This is a genomic window from Streptomyces sp. NPDC003284 (genome assembly GCF_053589675.1).
The window spans coordinates 308,978-332,850 of the sequence record NZ_JBSFSI010000005.1 but is presented as its reverse complement, the minus strand read 5'-3'; the positions used below and the strand labels follow the sequence as shown (position 1 = coordinate 332,850).

20 protein-coding genes and 1 pseudogene are annotated in these 23,873 nt (G+C 74.8%); 15 read left to right on the top strand and 6 right to left on the bottom strand.

Going from position 1 to position 23,873, the window contains the following annotated elements:
* Positions 1-22: 22 nt before the first annotated feature.
* From ACWDYF_RS13835 to ACWDYF_RS13825, 3 genes are read left to right on the top strand one after another with little or no spacing between them, the layout of a single operon-like run.
* On the top strand, positions 23-1,591 hold the full coding sequence (locus tag ACWDYF_RS13835; RefSeq protein WP_389463073.1) for a 4-coumarate--CoA ligase family protein: 1,569 nt from the start codon (positions 23-25) through the stop codon (positions 1,589-1,591).
* Positions 1,588-2,337: an enoyl-CoA hydratase family protein gene (locus ACWDYF_RS13830; RefSeq protein WP_389463071.1), complete on the top strand. Its 750-nt coding sequence runs from the start codon at positions 1,588-1,590 to the stop codon at positions 2,335-2,337. The genes ACWDYF_RS13835 and ACWDYF_RS13830 overlap by 4 nt, the downstream gene beginning before the upstream one ends.
* The gene (locus ACWDYF_RS13825) at positions 2,325-2,936 is read left to right on the top strand and encodes a TetR/AcrR family transcriptional regulator (RefSeq protein WP_037895548.1); all 612 of its coding nucleotides are present in this window, start codon (positions 2,325-2,327) and stop codon (positions 2,934-2,936) included. The genes ACWDYF_RS13830 and ACWDYF_RS13825 overlap by 13 nt, the downstream gene beginning before the upstream one ends.
* Before the next feature lie 79 nt (positions 2,937-3,015).
* On the opposite strand, the gene ACWDYF_RS13820 is transcribed toward ACWDYF_RS13825, so the two are convergent.
* Entirely contained in the window at positions 3,016-4,116 is a 1,101-nt protein-coding gene (locus ACWDYF_RS13820) for a citrate synthase 2 (RefSeq protein ID WP_389463069.1), read from the bottom strand.
* Between the two features lie 337 nt (positions 4,117-4,453).
* Between ACWDYF_RS13820 and pdxH the strand changes: the two genes are divergently transcribed.
* The 8 genes and pseudogenes from pdxH to ACWDYF_RS13780 all read left to right on the top strand — a co-directional run bounded on the left by pdxH (position 4,454) and on the right by ACWDYF_RS13780 (position 11,824).
* A complete protein-coding gene (gene pdxH / locus ACWDYF_RS13815; protein ID WP_389463319.1) occupies positions 4,454-5,083 on the top strand; it encodes a pyridoxamine 5'-phosphate oxidase in 630 nt (209 codons plus the stop codon).
* 116 nt (positions 5,084-5,199) lie between these two features.
* A complete protein-coding gene (locus tag ACWDYF_RS13810) occupies positions 5,200-5,955 on the top strand; it encodes an SIS domain-containing protein (RefSeq protein WP_018567112.1) in 756 nt (251 codons plus the stop codon).
* Between the two features lie 137 nt (positions 5,956-6,092).
* Positions 6,093-6,509 carry a GNAT family N-acetyltransferase gene (locus ACWDYF_RS13805; protein ID WP_389463317.1) on the top strand — a complete coding sequence of 139 codons (417 nt, stop codon included), beginning with the start codon at positions 6,093-6,095 and terminating at the stop codon, positions 6,507-6,509.
* 148 nt (positions 6,510-6,657) lie between these two features.
* Positions 6,658-8,133, top strand: coding sequence for a PAS domain-containing protein (locus ACWDYF_RS13800; protein ID WP_389463067.1), 1,476 nt, complete (start codon positions 6,658-6,660; stop codon positions 8,131-8,133).
* A 437-nt stretch (positions 8,134-8,570) separates the two neighbouring features.
* Positions 8,571-9,263 carry a metal-dependent transcriptional regulator gene (locus ACWDYF_RS13795; RefSeq protein ID WP_064533731.1) on the top strand — a complete coding sequence of 231 codons (693 nt, stop codon included), beginning with the start codon at positions 8,571-8,573 and terminating at the stop codon, positions 9,261-9,263.
* Between the two features lie 654 nt (positions 9,264-9,917).
* On the top strand, positions 9,918-10,889 hold the full coding sequence (locus tag ACWDYF_RS13790; protein WP_018567116.1) for an alpha/beta fold hydrolase: 972 nt from the start codon (positions 9,918-9,920) through the stop codon (positions 10,887-10,889).
* Between the two features lie 58 nt (positions 10,890-10,947).
* Positions 10,948-11,283: pseudogene (locus ACWDYF_RS13785) on the top strand (hypothetical protein); the annotation flags it as partial.
* A 37-nt stretch (positions 11,284-11,320) separates the two neighbouring features.
* Positions 11,321-11,824, top strand: a complete 504-nt coding sequence (locus tag ACWDYF_RS13780) for a hypothetical protein (RefSeq protein WP_389463333.1) — start codon at positions 11,321-11,323, stop codon at positions 11,822-11,824.
* A gap of 522 nt (positions 11,825-12,346) precedes the next feature.
* Here the strand turns inward: ACWDYF_RS13780 and ACWDYF_RS13775 are convergent.
* The 3 genes from ACWDYF_RS13775 to ACWDYF_RS13765 form a co-directional block, all read right to left on the bottom strand.
* Positions 12,347-13,999, bottom strand: a complete 1,653-nt coding sequence (locus tag ACWDYF_RS13775) for a transporter (protein WP_389463065.1) — start codon at positions 13,997-13,999, stop codon at positions 12,347-12,349.
* Positions 13,996-14,772 carry an ABC transporter ATP-binding protein gene (locus tag ACWDYF_RS13770; protein WP_389463063.1) on the bottom strand — a complete coding sequence of 259 codons (777 nt, stop codon included), beginning with the start codon at positions 14,770-14,772 and terminating at the stop codon, positions 13,996-13,998. Before ACWDYF_RS13770 ends, ACWDYF_RS13775 begins: the two co-directional genes overlap by 4 nt.
* Before the next feature lie 113 nt (positions 14,773-14,885).
* Entirely contained in the window at positions 14,886-15,551 is a 666-nt protein-coding gene (locus ACWDYF_RS13765; RefSeq protein ID WP_389463061.1) for a bifunctional DNA primase/polymerase, read from the bottom strand.
* Between the two features lie 459 nt (positions 15,552-16,010).
* Between ACWDYF_RS13765 and ACWDYF_RS13760 the strand changes: the two genes are divergently transcribed.
* Both ACWDYF_RS13760 and ACWDYF_RS13755 read left to right on the top strand, forming a co-directional pair.
* Positions 16,011-17,396: a hypothetical protein gene (locus tag ACWDYF_RS13760; protein ID WP_018567120.1), complete on the top strand. Its 1,386-nt coding sequence runs from the start codon at positions 16,011-16,013 to the stop codon at positions 17,394-17,396.
* Between the two features lie 190 nt (positions 17,397-17,586).
* Positions 17,587-19,362: a hypothetical protein gene (locus ACWDYF_RS13755; RefSeq protein ID WP_389463059.1), complete on the top strand. Its 1,776-nt coding sequence runs from the start codon at positions 17,587-17,589 to the stop codon at positions 19,360-19,362.
* A 141-nt stretch (positions 19,363-19,503) separates the two neighbouring features.
* Here ACWDYF_RS13755 and ACWDYF_RS13750 read toward each other — a convergent pair whose 3' ends face one another.
* Positions 19,504-20,817, bottom strand: a complete 1,314-nt coding sequence (locus ACWDYF_RS13750; RefSeq protein ID WP_389463057.1) for an ABC transporter substrate-binding protein — start codon at positions 20,815-20,817, stop codon at positions 19,504-19,506.
* 117 nt (positions 20,818-20,934) lie between these two features.
* Between ACWDYF_RS13750 and ACWDYF_RS13745 the strand changes: the two genes are divergently transcribed.
* Positions 20,935-21,435: an SCO4402 family protein gene (locus ACWDYF_RS13745; RefSeq protein ID WP_064533723.1), complete on the top strand. Its 501-nt coding sequence runs from the start codon at positions 20,935-20,937 to the stop codon at positions 21,433-21,435.
* A gap of 94 nt (positions 21,436-21,529) precedes the next feature.
* Positions 21,530-22,429 carry a formyltetrahydrofolate deformylase gene (purU, locus tag ACWDYF_RS13740; RefSeq protein WP_018567124.1) on the top strand — a complete coding sequence of 300 codons (900 nt, stop codon included), beginning with the start codon at positions 21,530-21,532 and terminating at the stop codon, positions 22,427-22,429.
* Positions 22,430-22,486: 57 nt separating this feature from the next.
* On the opposite strand, the gene ACWDYF_RS13735 is transcribed toward purU, so the two are convergent.
* Positions 22,487-23,851, bottom strand: coding sequence for a zf-HC2 domain-containing protein (locus ACWDYF_RS13735; protein ID WP_389463316.1), 1,365 nt, complete (start codon positions 23,849-23,851; stop codon positions 22,487-22,489).
* Positions 23,852-23,873 lie beyond the last annotated feature (22 nt).

Genomic DNA, 23,873 nt, shown 5'->3' with positions numbered 1-23,873 from the left:
GCCGGCGGGGCGAGGAGGAACCGTGTTCCGCAGCGAGTACGCAGACGTTCCGGCCGTGGAACTGCCCATCCACGAAGCCGTCCTGGGGCACGCCGCCGGCTTCGGCGACACCCCCGCGCTGATCGACGGCACGGACGGCACCACCCTCACCTACGCACAGGTCGACCGGTTCCACCGCCGCCTCGCCGCGGCGCTCGCGGAGACCGGCGTGCGCAAGGGCGACGTCCTCGCCCTGCACAGCCCCAACACGATCGCCTTCCCGCTCGCCTTCTACGCCGCCACGCGCGCGGGTGCCTCGGTCACCACCGTGCACCCGCTCGCCACGCCCGAGGAGTTCGCCAAGCAGCTGCGGGACTCCGCGGCCCGCTGGATCGTCACCGTCTCGCCGCTGCTCGGCACCGCCCGCGAGGCCGCCCGCCTCGCGGGCGGCGTACGGGAGATCCTGGTCTGCGACAGCGCGGAGGGGCACCGCTCGCTGACCGCCATGCTGGCCTCCACCGCGCCCGAACCGGACGTCGTGATCGACCCGGTGGAGGACGTCGCCGTCCTGCCGTACTCCTCGGGCACCACCGGCACCCCCAAGGGCGTGATGCTCACCCACCGGCAGATCGGCACCAACCTCGCCCAGCTCGAACCGGCGGTCACCATCGGCCCCGGCGACCGCATCCTCGCCGTCCTGCCCTTTTTTCATATCTACGGGCTCACCGCCCTGATGAACGCCCCGCTGCGCAGGGGCGCCACCGTCGTCGTCCTGCCCCGCTTCGAGCTGGACACCTTCCTCGCCGCCGTCCAGAACCACCGCATCGGCATCCTGTACGCCGCCCCGCCGATCGTCCTCGCCCTCGCCAAGCACCCGGCGGTCGACGGATACGACCTGTCGTCGCTGAAGTACGTCCTCAGCGCGGCCGCCCCCCTGGACGCCCAGCTCGCCGCCGCCTGCTCACGGCGCCTGGGCCTGCCCCCGGTCGGCCAGGCGTACGGCATGACCGAACTGTCCCCGGGCACCCATGTCGTCCCGCCCACCGCCCTGCACGAGGCGCCCCCCGGCACCGTCGGCAAGCTCATCGCCGGTACCGAGATGCGCATCGTCGCCCTCGACGACCCGGCACACGACCTCGGCCCCGGCGAGGCCGGCGAGATCCTGGTGCGCGGCCCCCAGGTCATGAAGGGCTACCTGGGGCGGCCCGAGGAGACCGCCGCCCTGATCGACGCCGACGGCTGGCTGCACACCGGCGACGTCGGCCGGGTGGACGAGGACGGCTGGCTCTTCGTCGTCGACCGCGTCAAGGAACTCATCAAGTACAAGGGCTACCAGGTGGCACCCGCCGAACTGGAGGCCCTGCTCCTCACCCACCCGGACATCGCCGACGCCGCCGTGGTCGGCGCCCGCGACGCCGACGGCAACGAGATCCCGCACGCCCACGTGGTGCGCGGCCCCGCCGCCGCCGGACTCTCCGAGGAAGCGGTCATGCGCTACGTCGCCGAGCGCGCCGCCCCCTACAAGCGGGTGCGCCGCGTCACCTTCACCGACGCCGTGCCGCGCGCCGCCTCCGGCAAGATCCTGCGACGACAGCTCAGGGACCGCACATGACCACCGACACCACCGCCCTCGTCACCCGCGCCCGCACCCGCGGTGTGCAGACCCTCACCCTCGACGCGCCCGCCACCCGCAACGCCCTGTCCGCCGCGCTCGTCGCCGAACTCGACGCGGCCCTCGCCGACTGCGCCGCCGACCCCGGCGTCCGCGCCGTCGTCCTCACCCACACCGGCACCACCTTCAGCGCGGGCGCCGACCTGCGCGACCCGCCCGCCCCCGAGGCCCTGACCGGACTGCTGCGCCGGATCGTGGAACTGCCCCGCCCGGTCCTCGCCCGGGTCACCGGACACGTCCGCGCGGGCGGCCTCGGCCTGCTCACGGCCTGCGACATCGCCGCCGGTGCGCACACGTCGACCTTCGCGTTCACCGAGGTGCGCATCGGGGTCGCGCCCGCCGTGATCTCGCTGCCGCTGCTGCCGCGCGCCGACCCGCGCGCCCTGGCCCGCTACTACCTCACCGGGGAGCGCTTCGACGCGGCGGAGGCGGCGCGCATCGGACTGCTCACCGCCGCGGGCGACGACGTCGACGCCGTACTCGACCCCATGCTCGACGGGCTGCGCCGCTCGGCCCCCGAGGCCCTGGCCGCGACGAAACGGCTGCTCACGGCTAAGGTGCTGGAGACCTTCGACCGGGAGGCGGACGGCCTGACCGCGCTCTCGGCCCGGCTGTTCGCCTCCGCCCAGGCCAGGGAGGGGATGACGGCCTTCCTCGAACGACGGGATGCCGCATGGGTGCTGTGACCCCCGCCGACCGCCGCCCCAAGCAGGACCGCAGCCGGGCCACCCGGCAGCGGCTCCTCCAGGCGGCGGTCGCCTGCCTCGCCGAACACGGCTGGGCCGGATCCACGGTGTCCGTCGTCGCCGAGCGCGCCGGGGTCTCCCGGGGCGCCGCACAGCACCACTTCCCCACCCGCGAGGACCTGTTCACCGCCGCCGTCGAGTACGTCGCCGAGGAGCGCTCCACCGCCCTGCGCGCCCTGTTCCCGCAGGGCGCGCAGGGCCCGCGCGGCGACCGGCGGGCGGTCGCGGGCGCCCTGGTCGACCTGTTCACCGGACCGCTCTTCCGCGCCGCCCTGCACCTGTGGGTGGCCGCCTCCAACGAGGACCAGCTCGGCGCCCGCGTCACCGAACTGGAGGCCCGCGTCGGCCGCGAGACCCACCGCATCGCCGTGGAACTCCTCGGCGCCGACGAGAGCCGCCCCGGCGCCCGCGAGAGCGTGCAGGGCTTCCTCGACATGGCGCGCGGCCTGGGCCTGGCCAACCTCCTCACCGACGACGCGGCCCGCCGCGACCGCGTCGTCGCCCAGTGGGCGGCCATGCTCGACGAGGCGCTGGGCTGACCCGACGCCCGCACGCCCCGACGCCCCGACGCCCCGACGCCCCGACGCCCCGACGCCCGGACGGGCGGCGCGGGTGCGCTCAGTGCGCGATGGCCTCGTACCCCTCGATCTCCTGCGGACCGCGCGGACCGGGACCGATGTACCGCGCAGAGGGACGCACCAGGCGGCCGGTCCGCTTCTGCTCCAGGATGTGCGCCGACCAGCCCGCCGTACGGGCACAGGTGAACATCGACGTGAACATGTGCGCCGGGACCTCGGCGAAGTCCAGCATGATCGCCGCCCAGAACTCCACGTTCGTGGCCAGCACCCGGTCCGGACGGCGGCTGTGCAGCTCCTCCAGAGCCGCCTTCTCCAGCGCCTCGGCCACCTCGTAGCGCGGCGCGCCCAGTTCGCGGGCGGTGCGGCGCAGCACCCGCGCGCGCGGGTCCTCGGCCCGGTACACCCGGTGGCCGAAGCCCATCAGCCGCTCGCCGCGGTCCAGGGTGCGCCGCACATACCCGGCCGCGTCCCCGGTCCGCTCGATCTCCTCGATCATGCCGAGCACCCGGGAGGGCGCCCCGCCGTGCAGCGGACCGGACATCGCGCCCACCGCGCCCGACAGGGCGGCGGCCACGTCGGCGCCGGTGGAGGCGATGACCCGGGCGGTGAACGTGGAGGCGTTCATGCCGTGCTCGGCGGCGGAGGACCAGTAGGCGTCCACGGCCGCCACATGCCGCGGATCGGGCTCGCCGCGCCAGCGGATCATGAACCGCTCGGTGATGGAGGCCGCCTTGTCGATCTCGCTCTGCGGCACCATCGGCAGGCCCTGCCCGCGCGCCGACTGGGCGACGTAGGACAGCGCCATCACGGCCGCCCGCGCCAGGTCGTCGCGGGCCTGCTCGGCGTCGATGTCCAGCAGCGGCTTCAGGCCCCACACCGGCGCCAGCATCGCCAGCGCCGACTGCACGTCCACCCGGATGTCGCCCGAGTGCACCGGGATCGGGAACGGCTCGGCGGGCGGCAGCCCGGGATTGAAGGCGCCGTCGACGAGCAGCCCCCACACATTGCCGAAGGAGACCTTGCCGACGAGGTCCTCGATGTCGACGCCCCGGTACCGCAGGGCGCCGCCCTCCTTGTCGGGTTCGGCGATCTCCGTCTCGAACGCGACGACTCCCTCGAGTCCGGGCACGAAATCGGACATCAGGCGGCTCCTCGTGGTCTGTGCGACAGATGGGGCGACGGAGACGACGCCCAGCTGTCGGAGGTCGGAAGTGGCGCGCGCCGTACGGATCCGCGGTCGCGTGGCACAGACTCGCGGTCCGGGGCGGTCATCCCTGTCATGCCCCGCGCGGTCGGCGGTCACCCCACCGGGTCGGCAACAGCACGATATCCCTGAGTGCCACCTTTGGGGAGAGAGCGCGGCACTCAGTGCCACGCAGTGACGAAGGACACGCTGCGGAGCACGGGCCGCCATACGGCAGGATGACCGCGTGAACGACCGAGAAGCCGGAGAATCAGCGCCGCTCGACCTCGCCTCCATGCGCAAGCACTACCGCGCCGAGGGCCTGTCCGAGGACGGGCTGGCCGACACTCCCGTGGCGCAGTTCGCCCGCTGGTTCCGGCAGGCGGCCGCCGAGGGACACCTGTTCGAACCCAACGCCATGGTCGTCTCCACCGCCGACGCCGCGGGCCGCCCCAGCTCCCGCACGGTCCTGCTCAAGGGCTTCGACGAACAGGGCTTCGTCTTCTACACCAACTACGACTCCCGCAAGGGACACGACCTCGCCGAGAACCCGCACATCTCCCTGCTGTTCCCCTGGCACCCCATGGCCCGCCAGGTCATCGTCCAGGGCGTCGCCCGCCGCACCGGACGCGAGGAGACCGCCGCCTACTTCCGCAGCCGCCCGCACGGCTCCCGGCTCGGCGCCTGGGCCAGCGCCCAGTCCACGGTCATCACCACCCGCGGCGTCCTCGACGCCTCCTACGCCGAACTCGCCGCCCGCTACCCCGAGGGCGAAGAGGTCCCCGTCCCGCCCCACTGGGGCGGCTTCCGCGTCGCGCCCCGCTCCGTCGAGTTCTGGCAGGGCCGCGAGAACCGCCTGCACGACCGCCTGCGCTACGTCGCCGAGGCGGACGGCGGCTGGCGGGTGGAGCGGCTGAGCCCCTGAGCCCCCCGAGCGCCGCCGGGGCGGTTCACCGCGCGGACACGCCGTATTGACACGGCTGTGGTTCAGACCTCACCGTGATCCGCGACACGCAGACCTGCCGAAGGGACGGACCCCGCATGAGCGACCGCACGTTGGCCGGCCAGTTCTTCGACGCCGCCATCGGCCTGCTCCAGCGGGTCCGGGACGAGGAGGCCGACTCCATCACGGCCGCCGGCACCCTGCTCGCCGACACCGTCGCCGCGGGCGGCCGGCTCTTCGCCTTCGGCGCCGGACACTCCTCCCTCGCCGCCCAGGACGTCGTCTACCGCGCCGGCGGCCTCGCCCTGATGAACCTGCTCACCGTCCCCGGCACCGTCGGCGTCGACGTCATGCCCGCCACCCTCGGCTCCGCCCTCGAACGCGTCGACGGCCTCGCCGCCGCCGTCCTGGACAGCTCCCCGCTGCGCGCGGGCGACACCCTCGTCATCGTCTCGCTGTCCGGCCGCAACGCCCTGCCCGTCGACATGGCCCTGCACGCCCGCTCCCTCGGCGTCCACGTGATCGGCGTGACCTCCGTCGCCTACGCGAGCGAGACCAGCTCCCGCCACTCCTCGGGCACCTACCTCAAGGACCACTGCGACCTGGTCCTCGACTCCAAGATCGCCATCGGCGACGCCGAACTCACCCTCGACACCGTCCCGGCGCCCTTCGCCCCCGCCTCCACCGTCGTCACCTCCGCCCTCCTCCAGGCCGTCCTCGCGACCGCCGCCGGAGTCCTGGCCGAGCGCGGCATCGAGCCCCCGCTGCTGCGCTCCGGCAACGTCGACGGCGGCCTCGAATGGAACAGCCGCGTCTTCGACCAGTACGCGGACCGCATCTTCTACCGGCGCTGACGGCCGCCACCGCGACACCACGCCCCCGCGGCACCGGTCGCGCGCGCCACCGCGCCATACCGGTTGACCGCCCCGCGGAGGTACGGTTCGCTGCTCCCGTGTCTGATCTTCGTATCGAACCCGTGTCCGGCGAGGCCATGCTCCGCGAGTGGCGGCACGTCCACAACACGATCGTGCCCCCCGCCGCCCTCACCCCCGACGAGGTCCGCGAGCGCGCCGGACGCAACCGGCTGGAGAACGCCTACCTCGGCGACACCCTCGTGGGCTGCTCCACCGTGCGCCCGCCCGCGGGCGAGGACGCCGTCGCCACCGTCATCGCGCGCGTGCTCCCCGGCCACCGCCGCACGGGCATCGGCACCGCCCTGTACACCCGGGGCCTCGCCCACGCGCGCGTGCTCGGCGCGCGCGCCGTGGAGACCGTCGTCCTGGCCGCCAACGAGGACGGCGTACGCTTCGCCGCCGCCCGCGGCTTCACCGAGACCGAGCGGTACGTACTCCCCGACGAGCACGACGTATGGCTGACGCTGCGCCTGACGGCCGCTGACACCCGCTGACACGGGAACCCCGCGCTCCCCGCTCCGCACCGGCTCGGGAGACCAATCTCGGGGAACCCGGTGTGTGCTGCATCACGTTCAAGTTGAATGATGGTGAGAGAGCGAACCGACGCGCCGTACCAGCGGACGCAGCCTGATGGGGGTCCAGGTGAGTGCTTCCCGGCGTAGAGGAGCCACCGACGAACTGGGACCGGACGAGCCCGATCCCCGACGGGACGGCTCCGGGGCCGACGACGGCCCCGACGGGCCCGGTGTCCCCGGCGGCCCCGACGGCTCCGACCTGCTCGCCGCCCTCCTCGACGGCATGGACGCCGCCCTGTGCGCCTTCGACGCGGACGGCGTGGTCACCCACTGGAACCGCGAGGCCGAACGCATCCTCGGCTGGAGCAGCGCCGAGGCCGTCGGCCGGCACGGCTTCGCCGGCTGGGCCGTACGCAGCGCCGACGCCGAGGAGGTCGAACGGCGGCTGATGTCCGCCATGCACGCCACCGGACGGCAGGTCCACGAGTTCGCCCTGCTCACCAAGGACGGCGGACGCGTCCTCGTACGCACCCAGTCCGCCGCCGTGCGCGGCCCCGACGGCAGGCCCGCCGGCCTGTACTGCGCCTTCAGCGAAGTACACGCCCAGATCGACCTGGAACGCTCCATCGCCCTGAGCGAGGCCCTCTTCGAGGACGCCTCCTGGGGCGTCGTCCTCATCGACGCCGACCTGCGCCCCGCCGTCGTCAACGCGCACGCGGCCCAGGCCCTCGGCACCGGCCGCACCGCCGCCCTCGGCCGCCCCCTCGGTGAACTCCTCTCCCAGGGCGTCGAGGAACTGGAGAGCGCCCTCACCCACGTCCTGGCGGAGGGCGCACCCCCCGCACCCGCCGAGATCTGGGTGGGCGTACGCGCCCCCGAGGGCGAACGGCGGCGCTGCTGGCGCAGCGGCTTCGTCCGGCTCGCCTCGCCCCTCGCCGAGGAACCCGTCCCGCTCGGCGTCGCCTGGCTCTTCGCCGACGTCACCGAATCCCGGCGCACCGAACAGGAAGCCTCCCTGCTGCGCTTCCGCACCAACCAGCTGCACCGCGCCGCCCGCGCCGCCGCCGAGTGCGACAACCCGCTGGAGGCCGCCACCGTCCACCTCGACTTCGCCCTGGCGGGCTTCGCCGACCACGCCCTCGTCGACCGCGTACGCCACCCCGCGGGCGCCGCCCGCACCCCGGCACCGGACGACACCGACGCGCCACCGGCCGAACTGGTCCGCGCCGCCGCCACCCCCACCGCCGGACCCGGCCCCAGCCTGCTCACCGGCCAGGCCGGACTCCCCGTCCGCTACGCCGAGGGCCACCCCGCCCTCCAGTGCGTCCAGCGCACCGGCTCGGTACGCGCCACCGTCGGCACCGCACCGGCCGACCAGGCCCGCCTCTGGGCCCAGGCCCGGCAGTGGCCCACCGACACCGTCCACGCCCTGTGCGCGGTCCTCCGCAGCCGCGGCCGCACCCTCGGCGTCGTCACCTTCCTGCGCACCACGGGCCGAGCCCCCTTCGAACGCGCCGACTCGGCCCACGCCGAGGACATCGCCGCCCGCATCGCGACCACCCTGGACCTGGCGGAACTGCTGGAGCGTCCCGAGCGTCCTTGACGCCCCGGGAGCGGTCCTGGAAAAAGCGGTTGATCGGGCGCCGGACGGTTCCTAGGGTGTGGAGTACACGAGAAGGGAGGTGGTTCGGCAGATGTATGGAAACCGGACGCGTGAGGTGGCTGCGGGCTAGCGGCCCGTCACCACGTTCAGTGCGGTGCCGGACCGGCGTGTGAGTTGTGCGCGCAGCCGGCCCGATCCCAAGCAGTCACCCGACCCGCGAGCTGCCGGTACGTCCGGCCGGCTCTCCGCCGTCAGGCGGAGGACCCAGCTCGCGGGTCGTCTGCGTGTGCGCGGATTGTCGCACTCCGTTTCCGCCGGAGACCGCTGTTCGCGCGGAGCGCTCCGATTGTCAGTGGTATGCGTCAGAATTGAGTTCAGGGTCAGCGCACGCGCCGTGAAGTCGCAGGGCTTCCGGCAGAGGTAATCGAGGGGCACGTATGTCCGGACTGATCGACACCACGGAGATGTATCTCCGCACCATCCTCGAGCTGGAGGAGGAAGGCGTCGTCCCCATGCGCGCCCGGATCGCGGAGCGCCTGGACCAGAGTGGGCCGACCGTGAGCCAGACGGTCGCGCGGATGGAGCGGGACGGTCTCGTCTCGGTGGCCGCGGACCGGCATCTGGAGCTGACGGACGAGGGCCGCAGGCTGGCCACGCGCGTGATGCGCAAGCACCGGCTGGCGGAGTGTCTGCTGGTCGACGTGATCGGCCTGGAGTGGGAGCAGGTGCACGCCGAGGCGTGCCGCTGGGAGCATGTGATGAGCGAGGCGGTGGAGCGCCGGGTGCTGGAGCTGCTGCGGCATCCGACCGAGTCGCCGTACGGCAATCCGATCCCGGGTCTTGAGGAGCTGGGCGAGAAGGACGGCGCGGACCCGTTCCTGGACGCGGGTCTGGTCGCGCTGAGCGAGCTGGATCCGGGCGCCGAGGGGAAGACGGTCGTGGTGCGCCGGATCGGGGAGCCGATCCAGACGGACGCGCAGCTGATGTACACGCTGCGGCGCGCGGGTGTGCAGCCGGGCTCGGTGGTGAGCGTGACCGAGTCGGCGGGCGGTGTGCTGGTGGGCAGCGGGGGTGAGGCGGCGGAGCTGGAGTCGGAGGTCGCCTCGCACGTCTTCGTCGCCAAGCGCTGACCCGGCTGGTCCGGTCGGCCCGGACGACCGGGTGGCGGTCCGGTCCGCCCGTCCGGTCCGCCCGTCCAGTCCGCCGGGGTCGTCGCGTCGGCCGTCGTGTGCGGTCGTCCGATCCGTTTCCGGTCTTCCGGGGGGCCTCTCCGGTGGCCGTCTCCGTCCGGTTTTCGTGCGTCGAAGCGGAGCGCTCGGGAGTCCGGCGTGCGACGCTGTTGCGTGAGGCATATGACGCTGGGGGGTGGGGGAGGATGTGGCGCACCGTGCACACCACGCGGACGTGGAGAGGGCCCCGGCGCTGAGCGGCGCCGGGGCCTGTCCTCCCCTGTGCGACCCGGAGCCCCGAGCTCCCAGGGTCGTCCCCTCGGACCGCTTTTCCCCGAGTGGTCCGCCTCCCGTTGAAGATCTCCCCTCGGCGGCGGCGATCATTCCTTGCGGCGGGTCACTCGAACGAGGGGTGTTCGTGACGCAAGCGGCTTTTTCGAATGAGTATTCGATAATCTGGTAAGTGGAATCACGGCTCCCGCACCCGCACGGACAGCGCACGAACGGACCGGACAGACCGGGTGGACCGGGCAGAACTGCCGGACGGCCTGCCGGGCGGTGGTGAGCGGGCGGTCGTGGCGGAGCCAGGGCAGAGCTAGGGGGTGCCAGGACCACATGGCGCGGCGTATCGACGTGACCGGGGCGGGCGGCGTACGGCTGGCCGCCTGGGAGTTCGCCGAACCCCCGAAGGAGCGGCCGTACGTACCGGCGCGGGCCGGTGCCCACCGCGGCGGGCTGCCGCGGCAGCTCAGCGAGCCGCCCGAGCCCCCTGATCCGCAGGCACCGGCGGCCGGTCACGCGCGGGCGGCCGGTGCCGGGGGCGCCGGGGTGCTGTTACTGCACGGACTCATGGGCCGGGCCTCCCACTGGGCGCCGACCGCCCGCTGGCTCGCCGAGCGGCACCGCACCGTGGCCCTGGACCAGCGGGGCCACGGCCAGAGCGAGAAGCCCCCGCGGCGCGCGTACACCCGCGAGGCCTACATCGAGGACGCCGAGGCGGCCGTGGAGCAGCTCGGTCTCGGCCCGGCCGTCCTCGTCGGACACGCCATGGGGGCGCTGACCGCCTGGCAGCTCGCCGCCAAGCGCCCCGACCTGGTGCGCGCACTGGTCATCTGCGACATGCGCGCCTCCGCGCTCGGCGCGGCCTCCCAGCGCGAGTGGGAGGACTGGTTCAAGACCTGGCCGACGCCGTTCGCCACCCTCGCCGATGTCCGCAAGTGGTTCGGCGCGGACGATCCCTGGGTGGAGCGGCCGGATCCGGCCCGCGGCGCGTTCTACGCCGAGATCATGCACGAAGGCGCGGACGGCTGGCGCCCCGTGTTCGAACCCGAGCAGATGCTCGTCTCCCGCGAGACCTGGGTGTACGACGCGCACTGGGAGGAACTGGCCCAGGTGCGGTGCCCGGCCCTCGTCGTCCGCGGCCTCGACGGTGAACTGGGCCGTGCGGAGGCGCAGGAGATGGTCCGCGTCCTGCCGCTCGGCGAGTACGCGGAGGTCACCGACGCCGGCCACCTCGTCCACTTCGACCAGCCCGAGGCATGGCGGGCGGCCGTCTCGCCGTTCCTGGAAAGGGTCCTCGCCCCGTGAACACGCCCACCGTCCCGGCTCCCTCCACCGCCGCCCAGGACCTGTCCGGCCGGTCAGGGTGGAGGGAGTCGACAGTGCCTTGTGGGCCCGCGTCTTCGCCGTGATCGGCCGGACGGGTCCTGGGGAGGAGTTCCTGTGGTCCTTCCACGCCGAGCACCCCGCCGTCACCGGCGATGCCCTCGGCGGCGGCCGGGCCCCGGACGGGCGGTCCAGTTACGCGATCCTCGCCGACCGGGTGGCGGGCCGCCGCCGGATCCTCGACCTCGGCTGCGGCGACGGCGTGCTGCTGGAGTTGCCGGCCGCTGCGCCGGGCCGACGGCTGGCGGGCGTCGACCTCTCGCCCGGCTCGCCGGCCCTGGCCCGCCGCCGCCCGGCCCTCGCGGGGACCGCGCTCGCTCAGGCGCGGGCGCAGCGGCTGCCCTTCTCCGACGGTGCCTTCGACGCCTGCGTCCTGCGTCGGCCATCTCGCGCTGATGCTCATGAGCGACGCCGAGAAGGTCGTCGCGGAGACCGCCCGGGTGCTCGTGCCGGGCGGTGTGCTGGCCTGCGCGGTGGGTGGCGGGGCCGTGGGCGGTGAGGCGTACGAGCTGTTCGGCTCGCTGCTGGGCGCCGCCGTGCGGCAGGCGCCCGGGACGCAGCGCATACCGGCGCTGGGCGACCGCCGGACCCGCAGCCGCGCCGGGCTCGCCGGGCTCCTGGCCCCGGCCGGGTTCGAGCCGCCGCGCCGGGAGACCGTGGAGATCGATCTGAGCGGACCGGCGGAGCGGGTCCGGGCGGCCGTCTCCGGCATCTACGACGTCGGCCCGCTCGCCCCGGCCGCCGTCGCCGCCCTCCGGGCGGACTTCCTCACCGGGGCGCAGTCCCTGGCGTCGGCGGACGGCCGCGTCCCGTGCGGCTTCCGCGTCCACATCGCGACGGCCCGACGCGCCGCCTGAGCCGCGCACCCCGGCGGGTCCGCCCGGCGGCCCGGCCCGGCCCGGTTCCGGGGACGTGACGGCGCCTCGGGCCGCCGGGCGCCGGTACCCGGAGTGCGGGTCGCGGGGCGCGTGGGCGCTGTGTCCGGCGCCCGGCCCTCGGTGCGGTCTCCGCTCGGGTGCCGCTGCCGGTTGCGGTACCCCACCCGGCGGCTGTCGTACCGGCGCGGCTGCGGTCCTCGGCGCGCTTCCGGGGGATCGGCGGTGCTGCGGGACGCCGGTCCGTGGCCGTGGCGGGGCCCGCGTCCACATCGCGACGGCCCTGCGCGCCGTCTGAGCGGAGCCGGGAGCGCGGGTCGTGGGGTGCTGTGTCCGGCGTCCGGCCTCCGGTGCGGTGCTTGCGCGGGGCCGTCGGTGGCACGCCCCCCCCCGGGACGTCGGTCCCGGAGGCTGGTGGGGGCGGGCGTCGGCCGTCTCCTCCCCTGAGATCGCCGGGGGAGGAGGCGGTGTGCGGATCCGCCGTGGGGCCGGTGGCGTCCGGTGTCAGCCCTTGCTCACCGCGGTGAGGATCTCCGGGAGGCGGGATGCCGTGCGGGGGGCGGACAGGCGCAGGCCGAGGAGGGTGACGGCGGTGCCGTAGAGGGCGCCGGTGGGCAGGAGGAGCCAGCCGAGGCCGTCGCCGGTCGCGCTGACGTGGGTCCAGACGGCGAAGGCGATGACCGGGGAGCACAGCAGGGCCGCGGAAAGCATGCCGCCGAAGATGGCGATCCAGGCGAGCCCGGCCTGCCCCGGGGCCACGTTCTTGTAGCCCTCCTGCGGGATGGAGTACGGGAAGCGGGCCGACGCCCAGGCCCCGGTCGCCAGCATCGCGCCGAGCAGGGCGAAGGACACCCCGAGCACCTCGGGCAGCCGGGCCCAGTCGCCGACCAGCGCCGCCGTCAGGACCGTGACGAGGGTGGCGTAGGGCAGGGTGACGGCGAGCAGGGCGAGGGCCCGGCCGCGCAGTTCCAGGTAGGCGTCGCGGGGCGAGGAGATGGTGAGCGCGACCATCCAGAAGGCGGAGGTGTCCTGGCCGAACTGGTTGTACATCTGCACGCCGAGCATCCCGGCCGCGAAGCAGGAGAGGTAAACCGAGCCGGTGCCCTGGAGCGCGTTGAACACCGGCACGATCAGACCGATGGCCAGCGAGGTCACCCAGGCCGCCTTGGTCTTCGGGTCGCGCAGCACATAGCGCAGCGAGCGTTCCATCACGGTGCCGGTGCGGCCGGCCGGGAGCAGCCGTCGCCGCCCCGGGCTCGCGGTGCGCCTGCGGGCGGCGGTGTCGGGGGCCTGGACGGTGGAGGCGTCCGGGGAGGTCATCAGCCGGGTCAGGGTGCGCGACCAGGCGCGCAGCAGGACGGCGAGCGCGGCGGCGGCCAGGGCGAGCTGGGCCGCGGCGACGCCGTACGAGCCGTCGCTCGCCGAGTCGATCGCGTCCACGGCGGAGGCGGGCGGCACCCAGCGCAGCACGTCGGTGACCGGGTCGAGCCGCCCGAGCCCCGAGGAGCCGAGGCGCTGCGCGCCGAAGTTGACGAGCTGGGCGCCGACCGCGACGACGAGGCCGCTGAGCACGGCCAGGTCGCGGCCCTTGCGGCTGGTCAGCAGGCGGGTGTTGGCGGCGGCCACCGCGCGGGCCAGCGCCACGCACACCAGCAGCGCGAGGACGACGCCGACGACCGCGACGGCGTACGCCCCCGCGCCGTGCGCCACCGAGATCGCGCAGCCGATCAGCAGCAGCGCCGTGAACAGCGGTCCGATGCCGACCAGGGAGGCGGCCAGCAGGCCCCGGACGAGCGGGCGCGGGCGCAGCGGCAGCATCACCAGACGGGTCGGGTCCAGGGTCTCGTCGCCGCTGGGGAAGAACAGCGGCATCACCGCCCAGCCGAGGGCGAGCACGGCAGCGCACGGCACGGCCACGGACGCGGCGTGCTCATGGCCGCGCAGCAGCACGAAGCCGAGCAGTTGCAGGACGCCGAAGAGCAGGGCGACCACGGCGGAGGCGACGTACGCGGCGCGGCGTCCGCCGGACTGGCGCAGCCCGTTGCGCAGCAGGGACAGCTTCAGCCGGACGAGTACGGCGGTGACGGGGGCGGCCGGGGCGGCGGGAACGGCAGGGGCGGCGGGTGGGACGGCGTCCGTCCGGGGGCCGGTGCTCATCGGGTGCCGCCGCCCAGCCAGTCGAGGTCGGACCCGGCGTCCCGGCCCTGCGCGCCGACGAGTTCGAGGAAGGCCTGCTGGAGGGTGGGCGCGTCGCCGCGCACCTCGGCGAGCGGGCCGTGCGCGCGGATGCGGCCCGCGGCGAGGACGGCCACCCAGTCGCACAGGGACTCGACGAGTTCCATGACGTGGGAGGAGAAGACGACGGTGGCGCCGGAGGCGGTGTACCGCTCCAGGACGCCCCGGATGGTCTGCGCAGAGACCGGGTCGACGCCCTCGAACGGCTCGTCCAGGAAGAGCACTTCGGGGTTGTGCAGCAGCGCGGCGGCCAGTCCGATCTTCTTGCGCATGCCGGTCGAGTAGTCGACGACCAGTTTGTGCTGGGCGCCGGCCAGGTCGAGCACGTCGAGCAGCTGGGTCGCCCGCCGCTCCACCTCGGCGCCGGGCAGTCCGCGCAGCCGGCCGGAGTAGGAGAGGAGTTCGCGGCCCGAGAGGCGTTCGAAGAGCCGCAGTCCCTCGGGCAGGACGCCGATCCGGGCCTTCACGGCGACCGGGTCGCGCCACACGTCGTGGCCGACGATCTCCACGGTGCCCTGGTCGGGGCGGAGCAGGCCGGTCACCATGGACAGGGTGGTGGTCTTCCCGGCTCCGTTCGGCCCGACCAGGCCGATGAACCGGCCGGCCGGCAGGTCCAGATCGATCCCGGCCACCGCGACCTGCTGTCCGAACCGCTTCCACAGCCCTTGGATCCGTACGGCGCTGGTAGTCGTCACTGCTGCTCCCTCCGTCAGGAGGAACCCTACGGGGGAGCCGCCGGGACGGTCCCGGACGTCCGTCCCGCCTCCTCGCCGTCGCTCCGCCTCCTCGACCCGCTTCCCTGCCCCGGCTATTTGTCCCGGCCGCAGGCGTACGCCAGCGCGGGCACCAGTTCCTCCGCGTCCGGCAGCCACCGGTTCGCGGGGGTGGGGCGGCAGGCCCACTGCACGGCGCCGCGCGACCCGCACCGGGTGGGCGGCGCGGCGACCCAGCCGCCCTCGCCCAGCGCGGCCAGGTCCAGGGACCCCGGCGACCAGCCCAGCCTGCGCACCAGGCCGGGCAGCTTGGCGCAGGCGCCGGGCAGGACGAGGAACTGCATCCGGCGGCCCGGAGTGAGGAGCACCGGCCCGGGTGTCAGCTCCCACCGCTCCAGCCGGGCCAGGGCGAGGAACCCGGCGCTCTCCGGGACGCAGAGCGCGTCGAAGGAGCGCCCGGTGGGCAGCAGGATCGACGCGTCCGGCTGCTGCTGCCACATCCGGCGCGCGACGGTGGCGCTGCCGGTGGCGCGGGCCGCCCAGTCCTCGTGCGCCGGGTGTGCGCCGGGCGCGGTGCAGCCGGGGTCGCCGCAGGAGCAGCGCGGGGTCCCGTCGGCGGTCACCAGCCAGGTGCCGGGGACCACGTCCCAGTGGCGCTCCTCGGTGTAGCGAACGGCGGTCTCCGGCAGCGAGTCTCCGCGCTGCCCGGGGATCTGACCGGCGGTCTGTGCGGCTTCCGCGCCCGGGATCGTCTTTTCCACGCTCACTCAACTCCCGCGCCCACCTGGAGTTACGGGCACACGGGAGGCTCGGGAGGCGGCCCGCGCGCGGGGGAGGAGCATCCGGTCCGTACCTGGGGCGCACGGGTGCATGTGCGGGGGCGCGCGGGAGGGGCACCGGCGGGCGTGGGGTAGTGGTTGTGGGGGAGTTCGCGGCGGGGGTGCCCATGGGCGCTCACGGGCGTCCGTACGGGGGAATCGGGAGCGACGGGGGTGCGGCGGTACCAGGGGACACAGGGGTGTCCGCCTCGCTTTTCCGCTCCGGCACTCCGGCAATCTTCGCATGTCCCGCATTTTCGTTATGTCCGTGGGGCATTGATCTTCACGACCGGACAACTCGGCCGTGACGGGCGGGATCCGGTCGTGCAAGACACGTCAGAGTCGGTGCTTGGGCAGGGCACCGCAGCCACGCGAGCCGCCAGGAAGCAGGGGGTTTACGCCATGGCCGCCAGGCCTCTCGTCGCGCGGCAGCCGAACGAACGGTTGCAGGCGCTCATCCAGGAAGCGGGCTGTTCCAACGCCGGTTTGGCCCGCCGGGTCAACATGTGCGGCGCCGAACACGGCCTCGACCTGCGCTACGACAAGACGTCCGTGGCGCGCTGGCTGCGCGGACAGCAGCCGCGCGGCCGCGCCCCGGCGGTCATCGCCGAGGCCCTGGGCCGCAAGCTCGGCCGTACGGTCACGATCGACGAGATCGGCATGGCCAACGGCAAGAACCTCGCCTCGGGCGTGGGCCTCCAGTTCTCGCCGACCGTCCTGGGGGCCATCGAGCAGGTCTGCGAGCTGTGGCGCAGCGACGTGGGCCGGCGGGACTTCCTGTCCGGCTCCTCCGTCGCCGCCTCCGCGCTGGTGGAGCCCAGCCGCGACTGGCTGATCACCGCGCCGGACGGACAGGTGGCGCGCTCGGCCGGCCCGAGGGTGGGGCAGTCGGACGTGGCGGCGGTACGGGCCATGACGCAGGCGCTGGTCGACCTGGACCACACCCACGGCAGCGGGCATGTGCGCCCGGTGGTCGTGCACTACCTCAACAGTGTCGTCTCCGGGCTGCTCGCCGGATCCTACCGGGAGGCGGTGGGCCGTGATCTCTTCGGCGCCGTGGCCCGGTTGACCGAGCTGGCCGGGTACATGGCCGTGGACACCGGTCAACCGGGGCTCGCCCAGCGGTACTACATCCAGGCGCTGCGGCTCGCCCAGGCGGCCGGGGACCGCGGGTACGGCGGCTATGTGCTGGCCGCCTCCATGAGCCATCTGGCCGCCCAGCTCGGAAACCCGCGGGAGATCGCGCAGTTGGCGCGGGCGGCGCAGGAGGGGGCGCGCGGCCGGGTGACCCCGCGCGCGGAGGCGATGTTCCACGCCGCCGAGGCGCGCGGGCACGCCCTGCTGGGGGACGCGCGCGCGGCCCAGCTCTCGTCGGGGCGCGCGGTGGGCGCGCTGGAGCGCGCCGCGCCGGACACCGGGGACGACCCGGCCTGGATCGCGCACTTCGACGAGGCGTATCTCGCCGACGAGTTGGCGCACTGCCACCGGGACCTGGGGCAGGCGGAGGCGGCGGCGCGCCAGGCCGAGCAGGCGCTGGCGGGGCATCCGCTCTCGCGGACCAGGCGCCGGGCCATCGGCTATGTGCTGCTCGCCACGGCACAGGTGCAGCAGCGCGAGGTCGAACAGGCCTGCGCCACCGGCCTGAAGGCGGTGGAGCTGCTGGAGCGGCTGCGGTCCAACCGGGGCGCCGAGTATCTGGAGGACTTCCAGCAGCGCCTGGACCCGTACCGGGACGAGCCGGTGGTACGGGAGTTCGGGGCCCGGCTGGAGGTGCAGATGGCGGCGTGAGCGGGGGAGTGCCGGGCGCGCGGGGGAGGTACGGCGCCGCGGGACGCCGTAGAACAGCGCGCCCGGCCTCGGATCCGTTACCGCACCGGGGGAGGAGGGCGGCCGGGCCCCGTGCTGCGTGGCACCGGGCTCGGGGGACCCGGTAGCGTGAGCCGACGATTCCGCAAGTCCCCCATTCGTAGGAGTCCCGGTGACGCAGAGTGGACAGGGCGAGGAGCCCTCGGCGCGGCCCGCGCGCGAAGGCATCGTGCTGCCTTCCGACGGTGGGCAGCCCCTGCTGCCGGGCGCGACCGGCGGACCGGGCGGCCGTCCGCCCGCGCGGGCGGACGGACCGGGTCCGGCCGCCCGGCCGCCCGCCGGCGGACAGTCCTGGGGGCAGCCCTGGGGCCCGGAGGGGGAGCAGCGGCCGCAGTCCGGGCAGGACTGGCAGGCGCCGCCCACCCAGACGTGGGGGGCCGCGCCGTCGTATCCGCAGGCGCCGTCGGGCCAGTGGGACGCCCACGGCGGGTCCGCCGGGCACCCGGGAGCGGGCCCGCTCCCGCCGGAGGGCGCACCGGCCCCCGGGCACGGCCGCCACGGCGGCGCCCCGCAGCCGCCGTACCAGCAGCACCAGGGGTACCCGCAGGACCACGGCCCCCAGGGGCAGGTCCCCCAGCAGCACCAGGGATTCCAGCAGCACCAGCAGCACCAGGCGCCCCCGCAGCATCCGCACCAGCACCAGCACCAGGCGGCATCCCTGCCTCCGGCCGCCGGGCCGGGCCCGTACGGCACGTCCGCGGGTGTCCCGCTGCCGCCGGCCGCCGACGAGGGGGCCACCCAGTTCCTGCCGCCGGTCGCCGCCGGGTCCGCGGACGAGGGCGCCACGCAGTTCCTGCCGCCCGTGCCCGCCGCGCCGGTGGACGAGGGCGCGACGCAGTACATACCGCCGGTGCCGTCGGGCGGTATGCCGCCCGCCGTGCCCGGTGCCGGTCCGGACGCCGAGGCCACGCAGTTCATCGCGCCGGTGCCCGGCGGGCCGGGCGGGGCGTCGGCGCCGCCGTTCGGCGCGGGCCCCGGGGCGGGCGGCGGGCGGCAGACGCCCGCCGAGTTCGACAACCTGTTCCGCGACGGTTCGGGCGGCACCGCCCCGGGCACGCAGCAGCTCCCGCACCTCCAGCCGCGCGACGGCCGGTCCGGACCGGGTCTGCGTCCCGGCGGGGCGCCCGTCAACCTGGGCCAGCCGCCCGCGCAGACCTTCCAGCCGGGGCCGGGCGCTCCGGCCGGTCCGCCGTACGCGGGCGGACAGGGCGGCCCGGACGGCCCGGACGGTCAGGATGGCGCCGGGCGGCGGCCCCGCTCGCGGATGCCGCTGATCGCGGCGGTCGGCGTCGGCATCGTCGTCCTCGGGGTGGGCGCCGGTGCGCTGCTCAGCGGGGGCGGCGGCAGCGACGACAAGACCGACAAGGCAGCGAACGTCTCCTCGGCGGCCCCGGCCACCGGCGGTGGCTCCTCGGCCCCGGCCGCTCCCGACCCCGCCCGCGAGCAGGCGGTCGCGCTGGACAAGCTGCTCGCCGACAGCGGCGGCAGCCGCGCCTCCGTGATCAAGGCCGTGGACGACGTCAAGAAGTGCGACGACCTCGGCGAGGCGGCCACCGATCTGCGCAGCGCCGCCAAGCAGCGCGCCGCGCTGGTGAGCAGACTCGGCGCGCTGCCCGTGGACAAGCTGCCCCAGCACGCGGAGCTGACCGGCGCGCTCACCAGCGCCTGGAAGGCGTCCCAGTCGGCCGACCAGCACTACGCGGCCTGGGCCGACCAGACGCGTGGCAAGAAGGGCTGCGACAAGGGCCACGCCCGCAACACCAGCCATGCGCAGGCCGCCAACCACCAGAGCGGTGTCGCCAGCATCCAGAAGGCCAAGGCGGCCAAGCTGTGGAACGCCATCGCCCGGAAGTACGGCCTCACCGAGCGCCAGCCGACCCAGCTCTGACCCGTTCTCCGTTGCCCGCTCCCCGTTGCCCCGCTCCCCGTTGCCCCGCTCCCCGTTGCCCCGCTCCCCGTTGCCCCGCTCCCCGTTGCCCCGTGCTCCGTTCCGCGTGCTCCGTTCCTCGCGGCGGGGGCGCGGGCGGGGTCAGTCCGTGTCCGTCTCCCGGAGCGGCCCGGTGACGTCGACGAAGCCCTTCGTGGCCGCCACCAGCCGCCCCGCGCGCACCGCCTGGAGGGTCACCTCGGCGTTGGCCAGGCGGGCGAAGCCGGCCGGGGCGAACGGGCCGGACAGGGGCCAGCGCAGCCGCGGGGTCAGCCCGCCGGTGTCGACGGCCAGGCCCGAGTCGAGGGCGCGCCGGACGGTCCCGGCGTTCACCGGACCGGAGCCGATCTTCTCCAGGACGGCCCGGAGCACCGTGTAGGCGATCCACGTCGTCTGCACCCCGGCGTCCGCCGGGTCGACGCGGTTGTCGCCGAACGCCTGCTCGTCGATCACCTTCTTCATGGCGTTCCAGCGCGGATCGTCCGCCACCGGGTACCAGCCGGTGACGGACGCCCCCTCGTACGGGCCCGCCCGGCCCCCGCTCGCGTCGATGACGGTCTGGTCCACGTTGCCGAGCACGGCGGCGGTGCGCACCGCCGGGTGACCGGCGCCGGCGCGGCGGAAGGAGTCCATGAAGATGCTGGTGCGCTCGCCCAGGGCCGGGATCACACAGCCCTTCTTCCCCGGCCGGGAGGTCGCCTGCGCCAGCGCCCTGGCGGCCTCGCCCGCGTACTCGGTGGCGTCCTCGGCGGCCGGCTGGTCGTGGGCGGCGCGGTGGCCGCCGGCCTTCAGACCGGTGTCGAGCAGTCCGGGCAGCTCGTCGCCCGCGATGCTGTCGGGCCGCACCAGGGCGACCGGACCGCAGTCCTTGGCCAGTTCCCGGCCGAGGCCGACCAGCAGCGCGGGCTGGCCGCCGTTGACCGGGTAGGACAGGGCGCGGGTGAACTCGGCGGTGGTGAGGCCGTAGCCGCCGATGTAGGGGATGCCGGCGCTCTCCAGCGGCGGGAAGAAGGAGTCGCTGTACTGGCTGTACGAGCCGACGACGGCGGCCACGTCCTCCTTGACGGCGAGCCGGGCGCACTTGGCCGCGGCCACGCTGTCGTTGCTGTCGTTGCAGGTGAGGACCTTGAGCTTGTGTCCGGCGATGCCGCCGGCGTCGTTGACCCAGCGGGCGTAGGCGCGCGCCATGGCGGGCATGCCGGGCTTGTTGGTCGCCGGGGTGCTGTCCGGGGCCCAGGTCATCACGGTGACGGTGTCGTTCCCCGAGCCCCCCGTGGTGCCGGGGACGACACCGCAGCCGGCGGACAGCGAGACGGCGGCCGCCAGCGCGCCCGCGGTCCGGAGGGTTCTCCTCCGTCCGGCGGGCCGCGCGGCGGCGGTGCGGAGTGCGGTGTGCCTGTCTCGCCTGCCGGTCATGCTTCCGCACGATTCCGGCACATCCCTAACCCCGGAGTGATCCATGGTCGACAATGGGTGACGCACAGGTGAATTGCGGGGGCCGGTGGGGACACCGGGAAGGAGAACGTACGATCGATGACCGTGCAAGGTTCGGAGAACTCTTCCCGTCGTGGCCGTCGCTCCTCCACCATGGGCGGCATGCCACTCAACGACATGCCGTGGTGGCGCTGGCGCTGCAATGTGCGTTCCGCGCTGCACATGCTCTCCGACCCGGTGTTCCAGCGGGACGTCTGGCTCGCGGGCGTCGAAGGGTACGGCGACGTCACCGACGCCGTCTACCGCCTGGTCGAGGACACCTGGCTGGACAGCTGGTCCGCCGAGAAGTACGTCGGCACGATCTTCCGCGACTCGCAGGAGGCGGCCCTCGTCGACACGGCCGTGCTGCGGGTGCTGCGGATCATGCACCAGGTGGGGCCGGACGCCCCGGTGTCCGCCTATCTCGACCACCACGGCTGGCCGGAGGCGGTGCGGGCGGCGCACGACGCGCATCTGCGCCTCGCGGCCAGTGACGGCGACGACCCGGCCGCGCCGCCGCGCAGCCTGGAGACCCTGCGCCTCATGACGCGCGCCGCGTAGCCGGGGCGGGCCGGGCCGGGCCGGGGCGATGGTGCCGTCCCGGCACGCGGGACGGCGGCCCGCGCCGGGCGGACCGTGTGGGACCCTGTTCGGCATGACTGAGCAGTCTCCCCGTTCCGCGACGGCCCCGGCCGAGTCCGGCCAGGCCGACCAGTACGTCCTGACCCTCTCCTGTCCGGACAAGCAGGGCATCGTGCACGCCGTGTCGAGCTATCTCTTCATGACCGGCTGCAACATCGTGGACAGCCAGCAGTTCGGCGACCAGGACACGGGACTGTTCTTCATGCGGGTCCACTTCTCCGCCGAGCCGCCGGTGACCGTGGACAAGCTGCGGGCCAGCTTCGCGGCGGTCGGTGACTCCTTCGGCATGGACTGGCAGCTCCACCGGGCCGAGGACAGGATGCGGATCGTCCTGATGGTCAGCAGGTTCGGGCACTGCCTGAACGACCTGCTGTTCCGCGCCCGGATCGGCGCGCTGCCGGTGGAGATCGCGGCAGTGGTGTCCAACCATACGGACTTCGCCGAGCTGGTGGGCTCGTACAACATTCCGTTCCATCACATCCCGGTGACCCGGGACACCAAGGCCGAGGCCGAGGCGCGGCTGCTCGAACTGGTCCGCGAGGAGGACGTGGAGCTGGTCGTCCTCGCCCGCTACATGCAGGTCCTCTCCGACGACCTGTGCAAGCAGCTCAGCGGCCGGATCATCAACATCCACCACTCCTTCCTGCCGAGCTTCAAGGGCGCCAAGCCCTACCACCAGGCGCACGCCCGGGGCGTGAAGCTGATCGGCGCGACCGCGCACTACGTCACCGCCGACCTCGACGAGGGCCCGATCATCGAGCAGGAGGTCGAGCGGGTCGGCCACGGCGTCACCCCCGACCAGCTCGTCGCCATCGGCCGTGACGTGGAGTGCCAGGCGCTGGCCCGCGCGGTGAAGTGGCACGCCGAGCACCGCATCCTGCTCAACGGCCGGCGCACGGTGGTGTTCGCGTAGGACGGGTGCGCCGCGCGGGCGCCGTGCGGGAGCCCCCGCACGGCTCGGCCCGGTGTCTCACATCCGGCTCAGCGCGGCCGCCGCGCACAGGACGTCGCTGACCGCGTCCGGATCGCCGTCCTGTCCGGCCGCCGCCTCGCGCGGGGCGACGTGCCCGGCCGCCAGTCGGCAGAACTCCACTCCGTCCAGGGCCACATGGGCCACCTGGTGCTCCGCCGAGCCCACCGCGCCCGGCGCGTCCAGCGGGACCAGCCACTCGCCGCCGCCCAGGCCCTCGATCTCCAGCCGGACGCTGCGCGCGGGGGCGCCCACCGCCACCAGGTGCCGCCCCGTCCGCGCGGGCGCGGCGAGCCCGGCCCGGCGCCGGGTGGCCAGCGCGCCCGGCAGCATCCGGGCGGCCAGGTCGATCATCTCGTGCAGATGGCGCGGGGCGGGCGGGTCGTAGGGGTAGTCCACGGCCTGCGCGATGTCCTCCGCGTGCACCCAGCATTCGAACGCCCGGTCGACCATCGCGTCCCGCAGCGGCAGGGTGAAGTCACCGTACGGAACCGTGCACGGAACCGCGTACGGATCACCGGGCGGGCCAACGGACCGGCCGCCCGGCACACCGCCCGCACCAGCCGCACCGCCCACACCAGCCGCACCGCCCGCACCGCTCACGGGGCTTCCCGCCGGGCCGTCCGTACCGGTGAGGGACGCGGTCCGGACGAGCGCGTGGGTCTGCTCGCGCCAGGGCCCGCGGACCGCGCGGGTCGGCGGGGAGGGCCGGGACCGCCCGTACGCCTCGGTGCGCGCGGCCGGATCCGGTCCGCGCGCGGACCGGCCGCCGAGCGGGTCGTCCAGGCCGCCGAGCGGGTCGTCGAGGCCGAGCGCCACCGCCACCAGTCCGTCGGCGCTCGTCAGATGCGCGATGACCCCGGCGACCGTGCTCCGCCGGCTCACCGCCTTCCCGTCCTCGAACCACCGCAGCCGCACCGGCGCGTGCCACTCGGCGTTCCCGAAGTCCTGGAGCAGCGCGTCCAGGCGGGCCGTCTCCGCGTCGTAGGGCGCCGCCCAGCCGGGCACCGGGACGCTCGGGGGCCGCCGCTCCAGACAGGCGTCCAGGACCCGGGCCCGCAGACCCGGGTCGAGGTCCAGGCTGTCGGGCCGGTGCAGCAGGCCGACCGCCCCGCGCAGCCGCAGCGCCTCGTCCGCGCAGTCGCCGCAGCCGCCCAGGTGCTCCTCGACGGCCGTCGTCTCCCGCGGCGTGCAGGCGGCCAGGGCCCAGGCGCCGAGCAGCGACTTCAGGACGTGGTGCTCCGGCACGGTCGGACCCTTGGTCCGTGCCGCCTCCGGCGCCGGGACGGGCGGCGGTCCGCCGCTCCCGGCCGCGCGGCCGCCGGTGTCGTGGGCGGTGGCCAGCAGATGCAGCCCGAGGCGCAGGCGCCGCCGGGCCTCGTCCGCG